15 protein-coding genes are annotated in these 20260 nt (G+C 72.8%); 11 read left to right on the forward strand and 4 right to left on the reverse strand.

Translation table 11 applies throughout. The annotated features are described in order from the left end of the window. Nucleotides 1–145 precede the first annotated feature (145 nt). From ACFWXO_RS26515 to ACFWXO_RS26530, 4 genes are all read right to left on the reverse strand, one after another. Nucleotides 146–2797 carry a TIM-barrel domain-containing protein gene (locus ACFWXO_RS26515; RefSeq protein ID WP_380526529.1) on the reverse strand — a complete coding sequence of 884 codons (2652 nt, stop codon included), beginning with the start codon at nt 2795–2797 and terminating at the stop codon, nt 146–148. Between the two features lie 88 nt (nt 2798–2885). Beyond that, nucleotides 2886–3716 carry a carbohydrate ABC transporter permease gene (locus ACFWXO_RS26520; protein ID WP_380526531.1) on the reverse strand — a complete coding sequence of 277 codons (831 nt, stop codon included), beginning with the start codon at nt 3714–3716 and terminating at the stop codon, nt 2886–2888. After that, entirely contained in the window at nt 3716–4588 is an 873-nt protein-coding gene (locus ACFWXO_RS26525; RefSeq protein WP_380526533.1) for a carbohydrate ABC transporter permease, read from the reverse strand. The genes ACFWXO_RS26520 and ACFWXO_RS26525 overlap by 1 nt, the downstream gene beginning before the upstream one ends. Nucleotides 4589–4706: 118 nt before the next feature. Continuing rightward, nucleotides 4707–5987 (reverse strand): extracellular solute-binding protein, encoded by a 1281-nt coding sequence (locus ACFWXO_RS26530; RefSeq protein WP_375884243.1) that lies wholly within the window; start codon nt 5985–5987, stop codon nt 4707–4709. A gap of 398 nt (nt 5988–6385) precedes the next feature. Between ACFWXO_RS26530 and ACFWXO_RS26535 the strand changes: the two genes are divergently transcribed. The 11 genes from ACFWXO_RS26535 to ACFWXO_RS26585 all read left to right on the forward strand — a co-directional run bounded on the left by ACFWXO_RS26535 (nt 6386) and on the right by ACFWXO_RS26585 (nt 20246). Then, nucleotides 6386–7852, forward strand: coding sequence for a transferase (locus ACFWXO_RS26535; RefSeq protein WP_380526536.1), 1467 nt, complete (start codon nt 6386–6388; stop codon nt 7850–7852). Nucleotides 7853–7995: 143 nt separating this feature from the next. Continuing rightward, nucleotides 7996–8694 carry a DUF4328 domain-containing protein gene (locus tag ACFWXO_RS26540; protein WP_380526538.1) on the forward strand — a complete coding sequence of 233 codons (699 nt, stop codon included), beginning with the start codon at nt 7996–7998 and terminating at the stop codon, nt 8692–8694. A 5-nt stretch (nt 8695–8699) separates the two neighbouring features. After that, entirely contained in the window at nt 8700–9170 is a 471-nt protein-coding gene (locus ACFWXO_RS26545) for a hypothetical protein (protein WP_375884250.1), read from the forward strand. Further along, nucleotides 9167–9457 carry a hypothetical protein gene (locus ACFWXO_RS26550; protein WP_375884252.1) on the forward strand — a complete coding sequence of 97 codons (291 nt, stop codon included), beginning with the start codon at nt 9167–9169 and terminating at the stop codon, nt 9455–9457. The genes ACFWXO_RS26545 and ACFWXO_RS26550 overlap by 4 nt, the downstream gene beginning before the upstream one ends. Nucleotides 9458–9720: 263 nt before the next feature. After that, nucleotides 9721–9873 carry a hypothetical protein gene (locus tag ACFWXO_RS26555; RefSeq protein ID WP_380526540.1) on the forward strand — a complete coding sequence of 51 codons (153 nt, stop codon included), beginning with the start codon at nt 9721–9723 and terminating at the stop codon, nt 9871–9873. Further along, nucleotides 9870–10826: a trypsin-like peptidase domain-containing protein gene (locus ACFWXO_RS26560; RefSeq protein ID WP_380526542.1), complete on the forward strand. Its 957-nt coding sequence runs from the start codon at nt 9870–9872 to the stop codon at nt 10824–10826. The genes ACFWXO_RS26555 and ACFWXO_RS26560 overlap by 4 nt, the downstream gene beginning before the upstream one ends. A gap of 4 nt (nt 10827–10830) precedes the next feature. Next, nucleotides 10831–12384, forward strand: a complete 1554-nt coding sequence (locus ACFWXO_RS26565) for a hypothetical protein (RefSeq protein WP_380526544.1) — start codon at nt 10831–10833, stop codon at nt 12382–12384. A gap of 107 nt (nt 12385–12491) precedes the next feature. Beyond that, the gene (locus ACFWXO_RS26570; protein ID WP_380526546.1) at nt 12492–13577 is read left to right on the forward strand and encodes an AAA family ATPase; all 1086 of its coding nucleotides are present in this window, start codon (nt 12492–12494) and stop codon (nt 13575–13577) included. Between the two features lie 11 nt (nt 13578–13588). Then, nucleotides 13589–19540, forward strand: a complete 5952-nt coding sequence (locus ACFWXO_RS26575) for an SAV_2336 N-terminal domain-related protein (protein ID WP_380526548.1) — start codon at nt 13589–13591, stop codon at nt 19538–19540. Continuing rightward, the gene (locus ACFWXO_RS26580) at nt 19537–19947 is read left to right on the forward strand and encodes a hypothetical protein (RefSeq protein WP_380526550.1); all 411 of its coding nucleotides are present in this window, start codon (nt 19537–19539) and stop codon (nt 19945–19947) included. The genes ACFWXO_RS26575 and ACFWXO_RS26580 overlap by 4 nt, the downstream gene beginning before the upstream one ends. Further along, nucleotides 19944–20246, forward strand: coding sequence for a DUF3027 domain-containing protein (locus ACFWXO_RS26585; RefSeq protein ID WP_380526552.1), 303 nt, complete (start codon nt 19944–19946; stop codon nt 20244–20246). Before ACFWXO_RS26580 ends, ACFWXO_RS26585 begins: the two co-directional genes overlap by 4 nt. The last annotated feature ends 14 nt before the right edge of the window (nt 20247–20260 follow it).

The raw sequence follows: 20260 nt of genomic DNA on the forward strand, positions 1-20260 counted from the left end.
CGCCCCCCACACTCACCCCGCGGGCTCCCCCACCACCCCCCCCCCCCCGGGGGGGGCTGCCCCCCCCCTCCGCCCCGGGGGTGGGCCTCCCCGGGGGCCTCGGCGTCAAGGGTTCAGTGGATCAACGGTTCGGTGAATCAAGGGTTCAGTGGATCAGGTGGAGCGAGAACTCGTCGTCGGTGGGGACCGACGGGGTCTTGACGTGGGTCACGCCCGTCGCCGTGTCGAAGAACCAGCCGGAGGCGGCGGTGTCGAGGGCGGCGGCCGAGTGGAGTTCGGGGAGCCGGCCGCCCTGGGTGACGACCAGGCGCGGGGCGGACTGGCCGTGCACGGTGAAGCGGTACGAGCGGGCGTCCGGCTTGCCGGTGTAGCTTCCCTCGCTGGCGCCGACCTCGACGGTGGTGACGGGCCCGTGGGCGTGGACCTCGACCTGCTGGGTCGCGGAGGAGCCGGCGTTGTACTGGCGGGTGACGCCGTCGTCCTCGTACAGGGTGTACGAGGAGTCGCCCTTCGGGTAGAGGTCGTAGTCGAGTTCGCCCTTGTCGCGGTTCTGCCAGGACAGCGTGCCCTGCGGCCACATCGGGACGATGGCGCCGCCCTTGACGAACACCGGCAGGGTGTCCAGCGGGGCGGAGTAGTCGTCGATGGTGGTGGGGCCCTGGTAGGTGCGCCCGGTCCAGTAGTCGGTCCAGGTGCCCTCGGGCAGGTAGATGCCGTTGCGCACCGAGGTGTCGGAGTAGACCGGGGCGACCAGGAAGTCCGGCCCGGCGAGGAACTCGTACGTGGCGTTCGGGCCGAGCGCGGCCTTGTCGTGCGGGTACTCCAGGGCGAGCGGGCGGACGGCGCCGATGCCGGTGCGGGTGGCCTCGGCGGACAGGGTGTACATGTACGGCAGCAGGCGTTCCTTGAGCTGGAGGTACTTGCGGTTGATCGAGGTGTAGGGCTCGCCGTCCAGCCAGGGCTGCTGGTCGCGCTGCTCCTTGCCGGTCATGTCCTTGGCCCAGCCGTCCATGGTCATGATGGTCGGCAGGAAGGCCTTCCACTGGAGGTCGCGGGTGTACATCTTGGGGTCGCGGCGGAAGATCGAGCCGACGTCCCCGGTGTCGTAGGCGATGCCGGACATGGTGGCGCCCGCGTAGGTGGGGATCTGCCAGCGGATGTAGTCCCAGGACAGGCTCTGGTCGCCGCTCCACAGCACGCCGCAGCGCTGGGCGCCGGCCCAGGAGACCGGCAGCCAGACGAAGCCGCGGGCGTCGCTGTTGTCCTCGATGCCGGCCTTGGCCTGGTCGCAGGCGTTCAGCGCGAAGTCGTAGCCGTTGCCGACCCAGGCGACGTCGAGCTTGCGGACCCGGACCCCGGCCTTGACCTCCTCGGCCTGGTTGGGCAGGCCGTTCTGGGTCCACAGGCCGAGCTGGGCGTGGTCCTTGCGCAGGCCGTCGCCGGTCTGCGGGAGGTTCTCGTAGCCGCAGCCGTAGCCGTCGTTGACCAGCATCCAGCCGAGCGGCATCTGGTTCTGCACGTAGCCGTCGGCGACCTTGAGGGCGTCGGTGGTGTGGCGCTCGCCGCGGTTGGCGTTGTGCAGGTAGCAGTCGGAGTCGCCGGGTTCCAGGCCGTAGACCGGCGGCATGAAGGGCTTGCCGACCAGCGAGGTGTACTGGCCGATGACGGACTTGACGTCCCCGGTGAAGTAGTAGGCGTCCAGGCGCCGTTCCTGCTGGCCGGTGCGCACCGGCGAGCCGAAGTCGTAGATGCCGGGGGCGAAGGTGTTGCGGAAGACGCCGTAGCCGCCGCTGGAGACGTAGAAGGGCTGGGAGTTGTTGTAGCCGCCCTCGTTCCAGTTGGTGCTGTTGGCGACGTGGACCACCTGGTCGCGGTGCGAGAAGCTGCCGTTCTGCTCGCCGCCGCCGAAGAACTGCTCGTCGGTGCCGCGGGTCAGGCTCTGCCGCAGGCCGCTGGTGGACCAGCGCATCGGGGCGTTCTCCTGCCAGATCGCGGTGCGGTTGTCGGCCTGGTAGAGGCCGAACCGCAGCGGGTGCTTGTAGACCCGCAGTACGACGTGGCCGGAGCGGATGCCGTAGTAGTCGCCGGCATCGAACGAGGAGGTGCGGGGCTGGAGTTCGGGCTGCTTGCGGATGATGGTGCTGCCCGCCGGGTCGGTGATGGTGCCGTCCGGCGCGGCGCGCAGCCGCAGTTGGTCGTCGGCGAGGAAGTCGACCTTGGCCTTGAGGGTGCCGGCGGCGATGTCGTAGCTGCCCTTGCCGCCGCTGAACGAGGTGAGGTCGCCGGCGTCGGCGGTCTGCGGCAGGTAGGCGCGGCCGGTGAAGGAGCCGCCGTGCACGTCGTACGGGACGACCAGGACGTGGTAGGTGCCGGAGGCCTTGGGGATCACCGTCGCCTCCGGGTCGGCGGTGCCCGCGCTCTCGGCGACCTCCTTGCCGTTGGCGTCGTAGATGTACAGGTCGAAGTCGTCGGTGGGGTTCTGCCACTGGACGGAGATCGGGACGCCGCCCTCGGGGTTGTCGTCCCAGTAGCCGTTCGGGACGTTCACCGTCAGGTCGAAGCGGGCGCAGACCGCGCCGTCCGGGTCCTGGGCGACGGCGGGGCAGGAGGTGGCGCCGCCGAGGGTGCCCTTGGCGTAGGTGGGGCTCTGCCAGGTGACGTTCTGGTGGCTGCCGTCCAGGACGGCGGCGGGCGGGCCGGCGGCGTGGGCCGGCACGACGGGGCCGGTGACGGCGGCGAGGCTGGTCAGGGCTGCCGCGAGGGCGGCCCGGCGGAGCTGGGGTCGGAGCAGGCGCACGGGGGTTCTCCTGTCGACTCGGGGGCTCGGGGGCTCGGGGGCGGGGCTCGGGGGTTCGGGGGCGGGGTCTATCTGCTGACGGGAAGCGCTACTTGACGGATCCGGCGGTCAGGCCGGAGACCACGTGCCGCTCGATCAGCGCGAACAGCACCACCACCGGCACGATCGCGACGACCGAGCCGGCGAACAGGTAGTTCCACTGGACGGTGTAGTTGCCGATGAAGCTGTTGATCCCGACGGTCAGCGGCTGGCTGCCCGGATCGGTGGACAGCGTCAGGCCCATGACGAACTCGTTCCAGGCGGAGATGAAGGTGAAGATCACCGCCGTGACCACGCCCGGCAGGGCCAGCGGCAGCACCACCCGGCGCAGCGCCCCGATCCGGCCCAGGCCGTCGAGCAGGGCGGCCTCCTCCAGCTCCACCGGGATCGAGGAGATGTACGCGGTGAGGATCCAGACCGCGAAGGCCAGGTTGAAGGCGGCGTTGCAGAGGATCAGCGTCCAGACCGAGTTGAGCATGGACAGCTGGTAGAACTCCCGGTAGAGGCCCACCAGCAGGGAGGTCGGCTGGAACATCTGGGTCACCAGCACCAGCAGCAGGAACAGCCGGCGGCCCCGGTAGCGCACCCGGGCGGTGTAGTAGGCGGCGGGCAGCGCGACCAGCAGCGCCAGCAGGGTGGAGCCGCCGGCCACCAGCAGGGTGACCCGCAGGTTGTCGCCGAGCGTGGACTCCTGCCACACGCCGACGAAGTTGGACCAGGCGAAGTGCCGTGGCAGGTACGTCGCGTCGCGCAGCTCGTCGGCCGGGCGCAGCGCGGTGACGACCATCTCCAGGTACGGGAACAGGAAGACCGCGGCCAGCAGCCAGGCCGCCCCCGCGAGGGCCAGGGTGCGCGGCCTCCAACGTTTCTGGCGCGGCATCAGTTCTCCTCCTGGTTCCGGCGGCTGACCTTGAGGAAGGCCAGCACCATCAGCACCACGAGGGCGAAGTTGACCACCGACATCGCCGCGGACTCCCCGATGTCGGTGGACTTCAACTGGTACATGAACACCGTGCTGGTGGCCGTGTCGCTGCTCGGGCCGCCCTGGGTCATGCCCCAGATCACCGGGAAGGAGTTGAAGACGTTGATCAGGTTGATCACCAGGCCGACCAGGAACGCCGGGCGCAGCAGCGGCAGGGTGATCCGCCGGTACGCCTGCCAGGCCGAGGCGCCGTCCACCCGGGCCGCCTCGTACACCTCGGCGGGCACGGTCTGCAGACCGGCCAGCAGGGTGTAGGTGGTGAACGGGAGGGAGACGAACACGGCGACGAAGACCATCCAGGGCCAGGCCGTCGAGGGGTCGCCCAGCCAGTCCCGCGGGCCGTCGACCAGCCCGAGGTCGGTCATGACGGTGTTCAGCACGCCCGCCGTCCGGTCCAGCATCCAGCGGAAGCCGATCGCGGTCATCAGCACGGACGCCGCCCACGGCGCGATCAGCGCCCAGCGGGCGTAGCGGCGGCCGGGGAAGCGCTGGTCGAACAGCTGGGCCAGGGCGAGCGACAGCAGCATGGTCAGGCCGACCACGGCGAGGGTCCAGGCCACCGTGGCCAGCAGGACGTGGCCGAGGTCCGTCTCGTCGAACAGCTTGCGGTACTTGTCCAGTCCGGCCGAGCCGCGGACGAAGCCGCTGGTGCTGACCCGCAGGAACGAGGTGCGGACCATCTCGTACACCGGCCACAGCACCACGGCGAGGATCAGCAGCACGGCCGGGGCGATCCACGGCAGCGGGCCGAAGCGACGGCCTCTGCGCACAGGGGGGTTGGGAGTCACGGGGGTGCCTTTCACGGCCGTCGCCGGGTGCCGGCCGTCACTTGTTCGGGGTCGGCCGGCACTCGCTCGGGGTGGGCCGGCAACTGTCGGGCGCCTGACGTCACTTGTTCGCGACGGCGTCCTGGGCCTTCTTCTGGAGGTCGCCGAGCACCTTGGCCGGGTCGCCCGCGACGGCGCTGCCGACCGACTTCTTGATCTCGGCCGAGACCGCGTCCCAGGTGGTGTCGCCGAGCGGGTAGAACACGGCGTTCGGCAGCAGGGCGAAGAACGGCGCGAGGTCCTGGTGCTTGCCCCCGGTGGTCAGCTCCTGCAGCGCGCTCTTGGTCACCGGCATCAGGTTGTACGTCTCGTCGAAGGAGACCTGGTTGGCCTTGGTGTACGCGAAGTCGAGGAACTTCCGGATCTGGTCGCGGTGCCCGTTCTTCTTGAACGCCATCATCCAGTCCGCCACGCCGAGGGTGGAGGCCAGCGGGCCGTTCTTGCCGGGGATGGGGGCGACCCCGTAGTCGACCTTGCCGTCCTGCGCCATCTGGATCAGCGACGGGTGCCCGTTGAGCATGGCGGCCTTCCCGGCCGCGAAGTCCGCGAACGCGGTCTTGCGGTCGGTGGTGGCCGGGTTGGCGTAGGTCAGCCCCGGGTCGACCAGGTTGGACCTGAGCCAGCGGAAGGTGTCGATGTCGGCCTGGCTGTTCAGGGTGTACGCGCCGTCCTTCCCGGTCGGCCCGCCGTCGTTGCCCAGCTCCCAGATCATGCTCTCGCCCTGGGCCTCCTCCGGCCCCAGCGGCAGCGCGTACGGCGTGACCCCGGGCACCTTGGCCTTCACCAGCTCGGCGTCCTTGCGCAACTCCTCCCAACTGGTGGGCGGTTGGCCGATTCCGGCCTGCTGGAACAGCGCCTTGTTGTAGAACAGTGCCCGCGCCGAGGAGACGAACGGGATGCCGTACTGCACGCCCTTGACCTGCCCCGCCCTGGCGAAGCTGTCGATCAGGTCGCCCCGGGTGTCGGGCGACAGCACGTCCTCGGCCTTGTACAGCAGGTCGTCGGCGACCTTGTCGGCGTACCCGCCGGTCTGCAGCACGTCCGGCACGTTGCCGCTCTGGATCATCGTCTTGACCTGCTTGTCGATGTCGTTCCAGTTCACCACCTGGACGTCCACCTTGATGCCGGGGTTGGCCGCGGTGAACGCGGTGGCGACCCCGTTCCAGTAGTTCTTCGAGCTGTTGGACTCCTTGTCGCCGTAGTCGGCGGCCACCAGCTTGAGCGTCACCTTCCCGTCGGCGTCCGCCCCACCACTGCCGCTCCCGCCGCCACTGCCGCAGGAGGTGAGGGCGAGCGCCCCCAGGGCACACGCCGAGACGAGGGCCAGCACACGTTTGTCCACCGCAGATACCGCCTTCGTGCGTGCTTGATCGGATGATCCAAGATGCTTGAAGAACACTGGTTTTGAGCAGTTTCGAAAGAGCAGCTTGCTGCTCCGGGCGGTTCATGTCAATCGTGACTGCAGTTTTGAGCAACACAACCCCTGACTCTCGGCCCACCGCGCCCCGCTCTGCGCAGAAACGCTCAAACCATGGGGCGGTCCCGGCCCCGCCGGTCGGGCGAGTGGCCCCCGCGGCTCATATGTCGCTCAAATCTCTTCAACTCTTGGTGAGTTGGGCCACATCATGGAGTGCCCGCGGCGGCCGGACACGCCAGGTGTGCCCGGGACGCAGCGCGGGCACCCGTGGGTGCTCGGAGCAGGGGGGCCGAATGTCATCAGGTGTGCGGACGCTTTCCCGGGTGATCACGGCGATCGCGCTCGTGGCCGCCTATGCCGCGCTGCACGTGCTGATCACCGTGGTCGAGAGCCGACAGGCCGAGAGCCGCCTCCAGGACGGCCCGGCCCGCGTCGCCGCGTTCACCGTCCTGGTGGACCGCTTCGCGGCCGGTGACCCGACTGCCCGCGCCGAACTCGTCGCGGCGAGGGCGTGGTTCGAGGAGAACGTGCCCGCCGGCCGGGCCCGGGCCACGGTCGCCGCGGTCACCGGCTTCGTGGACCTGGGCCGGGGCGCCTCCGCCCGGGCGCGGGCCGGTGCGCTCGCGGCGGACGTCGAACGGGATCGGGCGGGCCTCGACCAGGACCTTCGCTCCGAGACCCTGGCGGGGCTGTGGCTCACGGCGGGCGCGCTGGCCTTCGCCGGACCGTCGCTCTGGCTCCGCCGCCGACGCAGGGCGGCGACCGCGGAAGCCGTCCGTACGGTCGGCCGGTTCGCCGAGCGGCATCCGCCCTGGCGCCGGCCGCTGTTCCTGGCCGCGACCGGCCTCGGCTACACCCTGTTCATCGGAGGGATGACCCTCGTGAGCATGGCCCAGCGAACGAATCCGACCGAACACGGCCGACCGATGGCCGTCCAAGTCCTGCTGCTCCCGGTGGGGTTGGCCGCGGTCGGCGCGGGCTTCCTGGTCCTGCGCTACAGCCGGCCCCGTTCGACCCGGGGTGCGGTGCGCGCCCTGCGGGCCGACGGCCGCCGGCCCGTCCTCTACCTCCGCAGCTTCGCCGACGACCGCACCGCGGCCCAGGTCGACGACGGGCAGGCGCTCAACATCCACTCCCGGGAGGAGCAACTCGCCTCCGCCCTGGCGGCGTTCGGCCCGGTGATCGCGGTGGGCAGACCCGGTGAGCCGCTGCCGCTGCTCGGTGCGGCACGGTTCTACCTCCCACTGGACGACTGGAAGCCGACGATCCTGCGGCTGATGGACCTCTCCCAGCTCATCGTGCTGCGGGTGGGTGTCGGCGAGGGGCTGCGCTGGGAGATCGACCAGGTCGTCGCCACCCAGCCCGCCCGCAAGCTCCTCCTGCTGACACCGGGCCGGGTGAGCGAGGCGATCGACAGCCTGGACGGCCGGCTGCCGGTGCCCCTTCCGCTGGAGGGGGTGGCGGCGGACACCTCCTGGATCTCGGCCGCCGTCACCTTCGCACCCGACTGGACACCGCAGGTGACGGCGGTCCAGCCCACGTCCGGCCCGGCGCCCCACGGGCGCTGGATCATGCGTCGCCTCAGGGCGGCCAAGGAGGTGACCTGGGACCCCTCACCGGCGCGCCGGACGGTCGGCGCGATGAAGACCGCACTGGCGGCGGTGGGCGTCCGCGGCCGGATGGTCGTGGTGCGCAGCGACATCAACATGCTCGGCACCTGGGGCAAGGGCATGGTGGCGCTCGCGATCCTGGTCCTGCTCTACCGGCTGCTCGCACTCGCCGCTCCCTGAGAGTGCCCGGCCGCAACCGGCGCCGGGCGGCGGAGCCCGGCGCGACGTCGAGGACGCGGTGAGGACGCGTCGGGAACGCATCGAGGACACCTCGAAGAAACGTCGAGGACACGTCGAGGACAGCACGTCAACGGAGGGAACCCATGAGCAACGCACAGCAACACGGCGCCGGTCGCGCGGGCGGCACCGGGGCGAGGACGCACAGGCCGGTGACCGGTTGGGGCGTCGCCGCGGCGGTGCTGATCGCGGTGGAGGTCCTGCGGGAGGTGCTGGTCTCGGTGGCCAACTGGCGCGACTACCTGCTCATCCACGACTACCTCAACGGGGCGGCCACGGACGCGGACCTCGCGGCCGCCGATTCGGACACCCTCACGACGGTGTCGTCGCTGGCGGCGAGTTTCGTCGTCTGGGCCGCGGCCGGGGTGGCGTTCCTGGTCTGGCTGTGGCGGGCACGGATCAACGCGGAGGCACTGGGGGGTCGCGAGGCCCATCGCCGCTCCCGGATGTGGGCGGTCGGGGCCTGGACGGTCCCCGTGGCCAACCTCTGGTACCCCTACCAGGTCGTCACGGACATCTGGCGGGCCAGCGCGCCCCGGCGGCCGGCTCCCGACACGCTGGTCAAGGCCTGGTGGGCCTGCTTCATCCTGGCCGAGGTCGTCAAACCGGTCCAGTGGCGTCTGGCCAACTCCGAGGAGAGCGAGTCGGACGTGCTGGCCAACGCCAACGCGTCCGCGCTGCTGACGGCACTGTTCCTGGTGGCCGGGGTGCTGGTCATCCTCCTCATCCGGCAGGTCACGACCTGGCAGAACCGGGCGGCGGAAGCCGCGGGCGGTGAGCGGTGAACCCCGTGGCCGCCCGCCCCGCCGATCCCCACCAGCCGCCGGAACTGCTGGAGTTGTACAAGCTCGCGGTGGAGATGGCCGACCGGGTGTCAGCCCGCCGGGGCGCGGCCAACGCCTTCTTCCTCTCCGTGCAGACCGCCCTGGTCACCGTCGTCGGCTTCGGTGTTCCCCAACTGCGGGAGGCCGCGTGGTGGTCGGTGGTCGCCGTCACCGCGGCGGGCCTGACCCTGTCCGCCGCGTGGTGGCTCCAACTGCGCAGCTACCGGGACCTCAACGCCGCGAAGTTCAAAGTCATCAACGAGCTGGAGAACGGCCTGCCGGCCAAGGTCTTCACCGACGAGTGGAACCACCTCAAGCAGACCCCGCGCCAGGCCGGGCGCAAGCGGTACGCGGAACTCGGCATCTCCGAACGGCTCGTCCCCTGGGTGTTCGCCGCGGTGTATCTGGTGATCCTCCTGGGAACGCTGCTCGAATGACCTACCTCGACGAGCTCGCCGACCTCATCCGCTCGTGCCTTCCGGCCGCCGCCGCGCCGCCGGCCGACTCCGACGACCTCTTCCGCAGCTACGCCGTACTGCTCCGGGCGAAGGGGACGCAGGTCACGGACGAGGACGTCCACGACGCCTGGTCGGCGTGGATGCAGTCGACGAACGCCGACCACGGCGCCCTGGTCCCCTTCCAGGACCTCACCCCGGAGACCAGGGCCCTCGACGCCCCGTACGCGGAGGCGATCCGCGCCGCAGCGCGCAAGGCCGGACGGTGACGACCGGCGGCCGGCCCCGGCCCGGGGAGCGTGGCCGCTGAGACAGGAGTCCTCGCGCTCCGAAGGGCCTCGTCACTCGACAAGGCCGGCTGCCGGAAGGAGGCGTGAGTGACCGTCACCCACCGGAAGCGGGGAACTCCGGACGGGCGGAAGACGGCCGAACGGCCCGCGCGCTCGCGGTAGGGTGGCGCGCGCGGTCGGGGAGGCCGCAGGCAGGCATGGTGGTTCGGGCGTACGGCCCGGACGTTCGGGAGGGGAGCGGCGTGGCCGGGGACGTGACGGTGGAGACGATCGACCTGGGGGACGGCACCACGGTACGGGCCGAGGTGATCGGCGAGGTGATCGGCGAGGTGGGCTTCGCCGAGGCCGAAGGAGCCGGGGCCGCCCCGGCCGCCACCCCCGCCGCCGCGGAGTGACCGGCCCGCACCTCGACGGCGCCCGGGCCGAGGCGCTGCACCGCTGCGCCGTCCGGATCGAGGCCGCGGGCGCCTTCCTGGGCAGCGGCTTCCTGGTCGCCCCGGGCCTGGCGGTCACCTGCGCGCACGTGGTGCTGGACCGGCGCGGCCCGGCCGAGGGTTTGGTGGTGCGGCACGGGGCGAGCACGCACCCCGTGCCGCCCGACGCCGTCCGGGCCGAACCCGCCGAGCTGGGCACCGGCCCCTTCGAGGCGTTCCCCGACCTCGCGCTGCTCGCCGTCCCGGCGCTCGGCCCCGGCCACCCGGTGGCCCCGCTGGCGGGCGCCGAGGCCGAGCCGGGGACGTGGCTGACCGCCCTCGGCCACTCCACGGCCACCCCGACACCGGGGGTCAACGAGGACACGGTGGCCCTGCGGGTCGTCGGCCGGTCCGGGGAGTTCACCGCCGTCACCGGCTTCGTGCAACCCGGCCTCAGCGGCAGCATGCTGGCCGGGCCGGACGGGCTGGTGCGCGGCGTGCTCAAGAGCACCCGCTCGCACAAGCAGGACCTGGGCGGCTGGTACGTGCCGCTGGCCGCCCTGGTCGCCTTCCTCGGCCCGGAGGTTCACGCAGCCGCGCCCCCACCGCCGCCCACCGACGCCGACCTGGTGACGGCGCTGATGGCCCTCCCGTACACCGCGCGCGCCGACGGCCGGTTCGACCTGCTGGAGCGGATGGGCGAGCACCTCGGCCTGCCGAACTCCTTCGAGGTCGAGGAACGCTCCGACCGCCGCGACCACCTGTTCCGCATCGTGCGCCGCTGCCGCCACCACCGCGACGCCCCGGCGGCCCTCCGCGCGCTGTACACGGCACTGGAGGAACTCGCCCCCCACGACGGCGCGTTACCGCACCTGCGGGACGTGCTCGGCCGGGCCGCCGGGGACCGCCCCGCGGACGGTCCGGGGAGCTGGTAGGCCGATGCACCCAGGCGCGAACGGCGGCAGGCCGCCGCAGGCCGCCGTCGAGCGGGGCTCCCACTCCGCCGTCGAGCGGGGCCCCCACCTCGCCGCCCCGTTCGAGGAGGCCGAAGCCCTGCTGGCCGACATCCTGTTCGACTTCCAGGGCATCTCCCGACGGGACTTCCGCCAGGGCGTGCTGGAGACGATGGGCCGCTCCCCGGCGTCCCGCCTCTTCCACCTGGACGTCAAGGAGGCCGACACCCCGCGCGAACACGTCCTGGAGATCCTGCGGAGCATCCGCTGCGCCCGCGACCCCCGGGCCGTCCTCGGCTCGCTCGGCGAGGCGCTCAGGGACCACGACCCGTACGGCGGCGCCCTGCCCTGGCTGGAGGTGACCGTGCTCGCGCTGACCGCCGAGACCGGCCTCCCCGCCCGCGCCCTGCTCCACGCCATCACCCTGCTGCGCACCCTGGACCCGGCCCCCGGCCCGCACCAACTGCTCCTCCACGTACCCCCGAACGCGCCCGGCCGCCACCGGATCGACGAGCGGACCACCCTGCCCGAGGTCCTCACCCGCCTGCTGGACCACTTCGGCGGCCCCGACGCCGGCTACGCCCTGGCCTTCCTGGACGGCCTCGCCCGGGACCGCGACCTGCTGCTCCGGCACCCCCGGCTCGGCGACCTGGGCGCCCTGCTGTGCAGCCTCCCGGTCGCCCGCCCCGCGCCCCGGGAGGAGACGGCCGTCCGCCTGATCGTGCAGATCCGGCTGGAACCCGAGACCCCGGAGCACATCGAGGCCGGCCGCTACCACCTCCGGGCGTCCTGCTACCGGCAACCGCTGGCCGGCGGCCCGATCGCCCGCCTCCACGACCTCGTCGCCACCGACTCGCTCGCCCTGGAGGACCTGGTCGCCGAGGGCAGCGCCCGACTGGCCGGCTGGCAGACCCTGCTCGCCGAACTCGGCCGGAACCGGCGCAGCCCCGTCCGGATCGAGTTCCTGCTGCCCAGGGAACTGCTCGGCCACAGCGCCGAACTGTGGTCCCCGACCCTGGACGGACGCCGGATCGGACTGCTGCACCCGGTGGTGGTCCGCTACCTGGACCGCTACATCAACCCGTGGCTGCAGACCGAGGCCTGGTACGACCGGTGGGAGCACCTGTTCGCCGACACCCTCGACCGCGACGCCGCCGACCGGATCGACTGGCCGCCCCTGCACCCCGAACGGGTCGCCGACCTGCCCGGCTGGCTCGACGGCCGCCCCACCGTCGCCTGCCTCGCCCTCGACACCCCGTACGACGAACTCGACCCCCGGGTGCGCGCGGCCGTGCTCGACGCCGTGGAGATCGACGGCGTCCCGGCCATGCTGTGGCGCCGCACCCCCGGCGCCCCGACCGAGGTGGTCGACGCCCTGCTCCGCGACCGCCCGCGCTCCCTCGCCCACCTGCCGGAAGCCGTCCACCGGCACCGCAAGGTCACCCGGGAGGCACCCGCCCAGGACGGCGTCGCCCTCTTCTGGGACGACCCGAACTGCATGGACCCGGACCAGGACGCCGGGTTCCCGGGGATGGTGTGAGGCGGAGGGTGTGAGGCGGAGGGTGTGGGCCGGACGGTGCGAGGCGGATGGCCGGCGGTGAAGCGGGAACCGACGGCGCGGGAAACGACCGCACACAGGGCCGAGGAGTGGGAAACGATGAGAACGAGAACGAGGACGAGGACGAGGCGGTAACGATGCCCGAGAACTGGTGGATCTACCGGGGCACCGGCGTGCCCCACGGCGGCATCGCCGCGCTCCCGCCCGCCCCGGCCTGGCGCTCCTTCGGCGACTGGCTCGACGGCGACGAGGAACTCCCGCCGCCCCCCGCCCAGGAGGCCGCCGGCCTGACGGCCCGCCGCCTCGGCCGCGTCCAGCAGGCCACCGCCTACCAGGCCGACGAACGCGAGGTCCACCTCGTCAACCTGGCCCTCCACCTGCGCCGCCCGCTGCTGATCACCGGCAAGCCCGGCGTCGGCAAGTCCACCCTCGCCTACGCCGTCGCCCACGAGCTGGGCCTCGGCCCGGTGCTGCGCTGGCCGATCAGCAGCCGCTCCACCCTGCGCGACGGCCTCTACACCTACGACGCCATCGGCCGGCTCCACGAGGCCGGCCTGCACGCGCCGCAGGACGGCCCGCACCGCAGGCCGCCCGCCATCGGCCGGTTCCTGCGCCTCGGCCCGCTCGGCACCGCCCTGCTGCCCTGGCGCACCCCCCGCGTCGTCCTCATCGACGAGATCGACAAGAGCGACATCGACCTGCCCAACGACCTCCTCAACGTCTTCGAGGAGGGCGAGTTCGAGATCCCCGAACTCCAGCGCCTCGGCCCGGGCCCGCAGGAGGTCGCCGTCGCCGACCCCGGCCGGCGCGCCGTCGTCCGCGGCGGCCACGTGCGCTGCGCCCACTTCCCGCTGGTCGTCCTCACCAGCAACGGCGAGCGGGAGTTCCCCTCCGCCCTGCTGCGCCGCTGCGTGCGGCTGGAGATCCAACCGCCCACCGAGGAACGGCTGGCCGCCATGGTCGCCGCCCACCTCGGCGCGGACGGCAGCCCGGACGGTACCCAACGCGCCGAGCTCATCACCGAGTTCCTGCGCCGCCAGCGCGAGGACGGCGCCGACCTGGCCAACGACCAGCTGCTCAACGCCCTGCTGATGGCCGAACGCGGCCTGTGGGGCAGCGGACCGGGGCGCGACGTCATCCAGGACGTCCTGCTGCGCCCGCTCAACGAGAGCTGAGGCGGCGGCCGGTGGACGGGTTCGGTACGGACGGCGAGCCGGCGGTGCACGCCGCGCTGCGGCAGGCGCTGGCCGCCCTCGTCGCACCCGAGGACGGCGCGTCGCAGCCCCAGGATCTAGCCGACGTGCTGTGGATCTCCCAACTGGCCGGCCTCGGCCCGCTCACCGCCACCGCCACCGACGCCGATGCCGATGCGGACCCGGAGTCGCCGGGCGGCCACCCCGCACCCCCGGCCACCCCGCACCCGAACCCGCACCAGCCGTCCGCCGACCCCCGCCAGGACCCCCGCCGCCCCGCCGACACCGACCCCGACCCCGACCGGCCCCGACCGCCCGCCCCCACCACCCTGCGGCCCGGCCCCAAGGTCGAACTCCACCCCCGCCACGCCCCCGCCGAACCCGCCGACCCCGACCACCCCGGCGGCCCCGCCCGCGGCGCCGAGGTCGTCCAGGTCACCCGGCCCCCCGCCCTGCCCGGCGCCCTCGCCATCGCCCGCGCCCTGCGGCCGCTGCGCCGCCCGCTCACCCAGCGCCCCGGCGGCCGCAGGCCCTCCCACCTCGACGAGGAGGCGACGGCGGAGGCCACCGCCGAGGCCGGGGTGCTGCTGCCGGTCTGGCAGCGGACCGAGCCCCGCTACTCCGTCGACCTGCTGGTCGACACCGGCGCCACCATGGCCGTCTGGCACGACCTCGCCGGTGAACTCGCCACCCTGCTCGAACGCCACGGCGCCTTCGAGGAGGTCCGCACCTGGTCCCTCGACACCGACCGGGGCACCCCGCACCTCACCCCCTTCCGCCGCCGCCGCACCGCCGCCCCGCCCCCCGCCGCCCCCGACCCGAACTGGTCCCGCCCGCTCGCCGACCCGCACGGGCGCCGGCTCCTGTTCGTCCTCACCGACGGCGTCGGACCGGCCTGGTACGGCAGGGAGTTGGTGCCCTTCCTGGTTTGCGCCGCAGCCGCCGGACCGGCCGCCGCCCTTCAGGTGCTGCCCCGCCGGCTCTGGCACCGGACGGCCCTGCGCGCCGCCCCCGTCGAGGCCCGCGCCGCCACCCACGGCCGGCCCGTCCCGCGGCTGCGCACCGAGAGCACCCTGCCCGGCATCCCGCGCGGCCGGGCCGGCGCGTCGGCCCGGGCCTCGGTCGGCTGGCTGCCGGTCCTGGAGATCGACGCCGACTGGATCGCCCCCTGGGCCGACCTCACCGCCGGCCGCACCACCGGCTGGACGCCCATGCTGGCCGCACCGCTCAGCGGGATCCCGCGCCCGCCGCGCCCGCGCACCAGGGACACGGCCGCGCGCCCGCCCGCCGACCGGGTCGCCGCCTTCCGGGCCGGCAGCTCCCCGAACGCCCACCGGCTCGCCTGCCACCTGGCGGCGGCGCCGCTCAGCCTGCCCGTGATGCGGCTGGTCCAGCGGTCGACCGTGCCGGAGTCCGGGCAGCGGGAACTCGCCGAACTGTTCCTGTCCGGGCTGATCGAGGTGCGGGAGAAGGCCGCCGACCCGGACGAGGTGGTGTACGACTTCGTCGACGGCGTCCGGGAGGAACTGCTGGGGGAGCTGACCCGCACCGAGTCGGTCCGGGTGCTGGAGCACGTCCTCGCCAAGGTCTCCGGCCGGGTCGCCGCGACCTTCGGCGGCACCCTCGACTTCCGCGCCCTCGCCGCCGCGACCAAGGACTCGCGGCACCGGCTCCCGGAGCGCAGCCGCCCGTTCGCCGAGGTCGCGGCCCGGGTCCTGGCCGGGGCCGGCGGCCAACACGTCACGATCGCCCGGCACTTGAGCAGCGCCGTCGGCGACCGGACGTTCCGGCGGGAGCTGCTGACCCCGCCCCCACCGGTCACCAGCCCGCCGGACCCGCCGCGGATGATCGGACGGCAGGAGGAACTCGACCGGCTCGTCCAGGCCTGCGAACGAGGGGGCACGAGGACCCGGCTGATCGCGATCGAGGCGGCCCAGGGCATGGGGAGGCGCCGCCTCCTCCAGGAGTACGTCCGGTTGCACGGCGGGCAGCACCCCTTCATCCACTGGATCAACGGGCAGACCGCCGACACGATGGCCACCGGCTTCGAGCGGTTGCGGGCCGCCCTGGGCGCGGAGAGCGCCGACCGCCTCGACGAGCGGCTCGACGCCCACCCGAACTGGCTGGTCATCGTGGACGACCTGTGGTCGGACGACCTGTACCCGCGCGAACTCGCCCGGCTCCTCGACTCCGAGGGGGGCCGGGTGATCGTCACGACCAACTCCCGCGAGGGAAAGCCCTTCCTGCAGTCCGCGACGACCATCGTCCTCGCCTTCCTCACCGAGGACGAACTCCGCGAGGAGATCCGCCACCGCCTCGGCGACGCCTACCGGCGGATCGAGTACGCCCAGGAGTTCCAGCACCTCCTCGACCGGATGCCCCGCCGCCCGGACGAACTGGCGACCTGGCACCTGGACGAGAAACTGGCCGTGCTGGTCGGGCCGGAGGGGGCGGGGGACTCCTACTCCACCGTCCGCAGCTTCCGCCTGCCCAGCCCGGCCCTGGCGATCGCGACGGTGCACGATCCCGACGGTGCCGGTACCGCACTTGCCGTCTACAGCGTGGACGGAGTGATGCGCCACATCGACGTGACGACCGGGCAGGAGTCGGCCCCTCCGCTGACCCTGAACGCGGGCCTCCCGGAGTTCGTCGTGATGGCGCAGATCAGTGAGCACCCACACGTTCTCTGCGCGACGGATGCCGCTGGCGGAGTCGTCTTCTGGCTCGCCCGCGACGGATCTCTCATCTCCACCGAACGAGGCTTCGTCAAACCGGTGGTGGCCATCGCGCCTTTCGGGAGCGCGGACGGAGAGCAAGTCCTCTGGACCTCGGACATCGACGGCCGCATGCACGTCCGGGGCCCGCGGGACCGCGATACGGGCCTGGAGCTGAGGGGCCTGCCCGGGGGCCATCGTTCCTGGGCCATGACCATGCTGCCCCAACGGGACGGGCGGCAGCTCCTGATCGGCGTCGACCCGACCGGACGCCTCCACCGCTGGCAGCCCGAGGACCCGTCGACCGCCGAGTTCTTCGCCGCCGCCGTGGTCGACCCCGGCCGGGCGCGGACGATCGTCGGGATCAGCGGTGATGACACCCGCTGCGTGCTCGCCTCGATCGGCGACCGGGACACCCACATCCACATCTGGGAGTTCGAGGGCCGCTGGCGCGCCGACCGCCGGCGAGAGGAGCGGAGGAGCGGGGACCGCGCGCGTGAGGCCGAACGGCCGCTCGTCGCGGAGCGGTTCCGCCTGGTCGAGCGGATCGCCCAAGGGCGGCGGAGCGAGGTCTGGCGGGCCCGCGACGAGCGGGACGGTTCGACGGTCGCGGTGAAGTCCTTCGCCCGGGAGCACCTCTTCCCCGAACTGGACCAGGGCCTGTTCCAGCAACAGGCCGGGATGCTCGCCGAACTCGACCATCCGGGCCTCGTCGCCTTCCACGGTTCCGGCAGCGACACCGAACGCCTCTACCTGGCCATGGAGTTCATCGACGGGCCCAACCTCAGAAGCATGCTCGACGGCGGCTCCGTACCCTCGCACGAGGCCGCGGTCATCGCCCACGGTGTGGCCGAGGCGCTGGTGTACCTGCACGGCCACGGGATCGCGCACGGCAGGATCGAGCCCGCCAACATCCTCATCCGCCCGGACGGCAGCCCCGTCCTCTGCGATCTGGGCATCGACCTGGACGGGAACGGCACGACGGACCGGACCGTCGACCTCTTCGACCTCGGCACCGTCCTCCAGGAGACCGGAGTGCCCGATACCCTGCACGGCCTCGTCCTCGACCTGGTGCACCCGGACCCGCGCCGCCGACCGTCCTCCGCCGCCGAGGTCCTCCAGCGGATCGCCGCCTCCGGAGCCCTGGTCCGGCCCGACCGCACGACGGCGCCGCCCCTGAGGTTCACGCTGCTCGGAGAGGTCCGCGCCTGGCGCGGGGACGAAACGGTGGAGCTCGGATCGGGGGAGCGGAAGGCGCTGCTCGCCGCCCTGTTGAAGTACCGCCGTCGGCCCGTCCGGGCCGAGGTGCTGATCGCGGAGGTACGGCAGCGGCACACCTCGTCCAACCGTGACATCGACGAAGTGCGATCCCACATAACGGAGTTGGGGAGAGTCCTCAATTCGCCGTCGGACCCTCGCAAGGTGCTGGAGGAGCTGGCGGACCACCACACCTGGGTCCTGAACGTCGTCTCCGAGCAGATCGACACCGTGCTCTTCGAACAGGCCCTGGAACGCGCCGAGACGGCCCGCGCCGACGCCGACCCGGCGGAGGCCCGGCGGCACGCCGAGAAGGCCCTCGCCCTCTGGCAGGGGCCGCCACTGGCCGACGTGCCGGGACCGCTGGCGGACATCGAGCGGATCAGGCTGACCCTACTGTACGAACGCGCCCAGGAGTTGATGGTCGAAGCGGCGGAGGACACCCGCCTCGGCTACCGGCTGCTCGGCCCCCTACGCGTCCTGCGGGGCAGCGAGCCGCAGCCCGTCGGCTCACCGGAGCAGCAGGCCGTCCTGGCCACCCTCCTGCTGCACGCCCCGGCACCGGTGCCGACCGCGGGCCTGGTCGACGCCCTCCACGGCGAAGCTCCGCCACCCCAGGCCGTTGCCGCCGTGCGCACCTACGTCTCCCGGCTGCGCTCCGTCCTCGGCGACCCCACCCAGCCGCGCGGCGCGGCCGACACCCTACAGACGGTCGGCGATGGCTATCGGCTGACCGTCGATCCGGACTCCCTCGACGTGGCCGTCTTCGAGCAGCGCCTGGCCGAGGCCCGGCACTCGCAGGAGACAGGGGACGTGTCCGAGGCGTACACCCTGCTGCGGTCCGCGCTCGACCTCTGGGACGGCACGGCGCTGGACGGCGTCCCCGGGCCGTACGCCTCCGGCGAGCGCACCCGGCTGACCGAGCGGCGGATGGCGGCCACCGAGGAGATGTACGCCACCGGCCTGGCACTCGGGCAGCACTCGGAGCTCGCGAACGCACTCGAACGGCTCGTCCACGAGAACCCGTTGCGCGAGCGGTTGTGCGCGCTGCTGATGCTCGCCCACTACCGGTCCGGTCGGCGGACCGTGGCACTCGTCGCCTACGGGCAGCTCCAGCGCGCGCTGCAACAGGAGTTGGCCGTCGAGCCGAGCCCGTTGGTGACGCGGCTATACGAGATGATCCGAACGGACGATCCCGAACTTCGCAGCCCCGGTGGGGTCGAGGCGGTCATCATGGCCCCCGGTTGGGTGGACGCGTCCATGATCGCGGCCCCCGACCGGTCCTCCCACGGCAGTACCTCGCAGGGCGTGGTGATCGGGCTCGACGACGTCCGACAGGCCCCGGTGTCCGTCGACTTCCAGGCCGGCCCGCTGTTCGCCGTCTTCGGCGACACCGGGTCCGGGAAGACGGCGCTGCTCCGCCTGCTGGTCAAGCGGCTCACCGAGCGCTTCACCCCGGACGAAGTGGGCTTCCTGGTGGTGGACTTCGAGGCCTCGCTGCGGGACGAGGTGCCGCCCGAGTACCTCGTCCACTACGCGGGGGACATGTCGAGCCTGGCCACCCTGGCCCGGATCCTGCGCATCGCGGTCACCAGCCGGACACCCGGGTCACGGGGGCACAAGGACATCGTCCTCGTCGTGGACGACCTGGACGTGGTCGCCGCGAACGAGGACAACCCGTTGCCCTCCCTGGCCGCATTCCTGCCGCGGGCCGGGGAGCTCGGCCTCCGCGTGATCGTCGCCGACCACTCCGTGGGCGCCGGCCAGGCCCGCACCGCCGACCCGTTCCTCGGGGCCGTGTGCGGCTACGGGGGGCAGGGCGTGCTGCTGTCCGGTGACGGCCGGGAGGGCTACCTGCTCGGCAGCGTCACGCCCCGGCCCCTCCCGCCGGGCCGGGGAATCCTGGTGACGTCCGATCGCCCGTCCGGAACACTGTTCCAGGCCACCTGGGTGCCGGACGGAAGAGACCGATGACGACTGACGACGACGCGATGCCACTCTTTCGAGCCGTCATGATCTTCGACTGGTACGACGGTCCCCGGGCAGGGGTCGCCCGGGTGGAGACCGAACGCGGGAACTGGTGGTACTTCCGCACGCTCGCGACCCGCTTCGACCCGGACGACCTCGACCACGTCCTCTACGCCCTCTCGGCGATCCCGGTGGAGGGATCGGCCCTCCTGGAGTCCGAGTTCGGCGATCCAAGGCTCGGGCCGTTGGTCTGGCCGGGCGACCCGGGGGAGGTGTCCGCGCGGGTGGCCGAGGCGGCGGAGGCGGACGTGTCCGACCCGATGTACGTCGGGCGAGTGGCCGGGAGCGACCGGCGGTGCGAACTGGGGAATGCGCACGGGTCGTTCGCCCTCACCGGTGGGGCCGGGCGATGACCGGGGGTGGCGAGGAGGCGGACACGGCGACGCACGCCGCCGAGCACCCCCGCGAGCTGGACGCGATCCACGACCGGTGGATCACCCGGCGTCACCGTGGGGGCGCGGACGACGATGAGTGGTACCGCCAGCAGTGCGGCTTCTGCCGTCACTGGTTCCCGTTGGCCGGCACCCTGGGGCTGGACTACGGGGCGTGCGCGAACGGGGAGTCGGAGTTCGACGGGACGGTGCGGTTCGAGCACGACGGCTGCGAGTGCTTCGCGCGCTCGGGCCGGTGGTCCGTCCCGTCGGACTTCTGACGACGGCCGGCGGG

This window comes from Kitasatospora sp. NPDC059088 (assembly GCF_042738155.1).
Taxonomy (GTDB): domain Bacteria; phylum Actinomycetota; class Actinomycetes; order Streptomycetales; family Streptomycetaceae; genus Kitasatospora.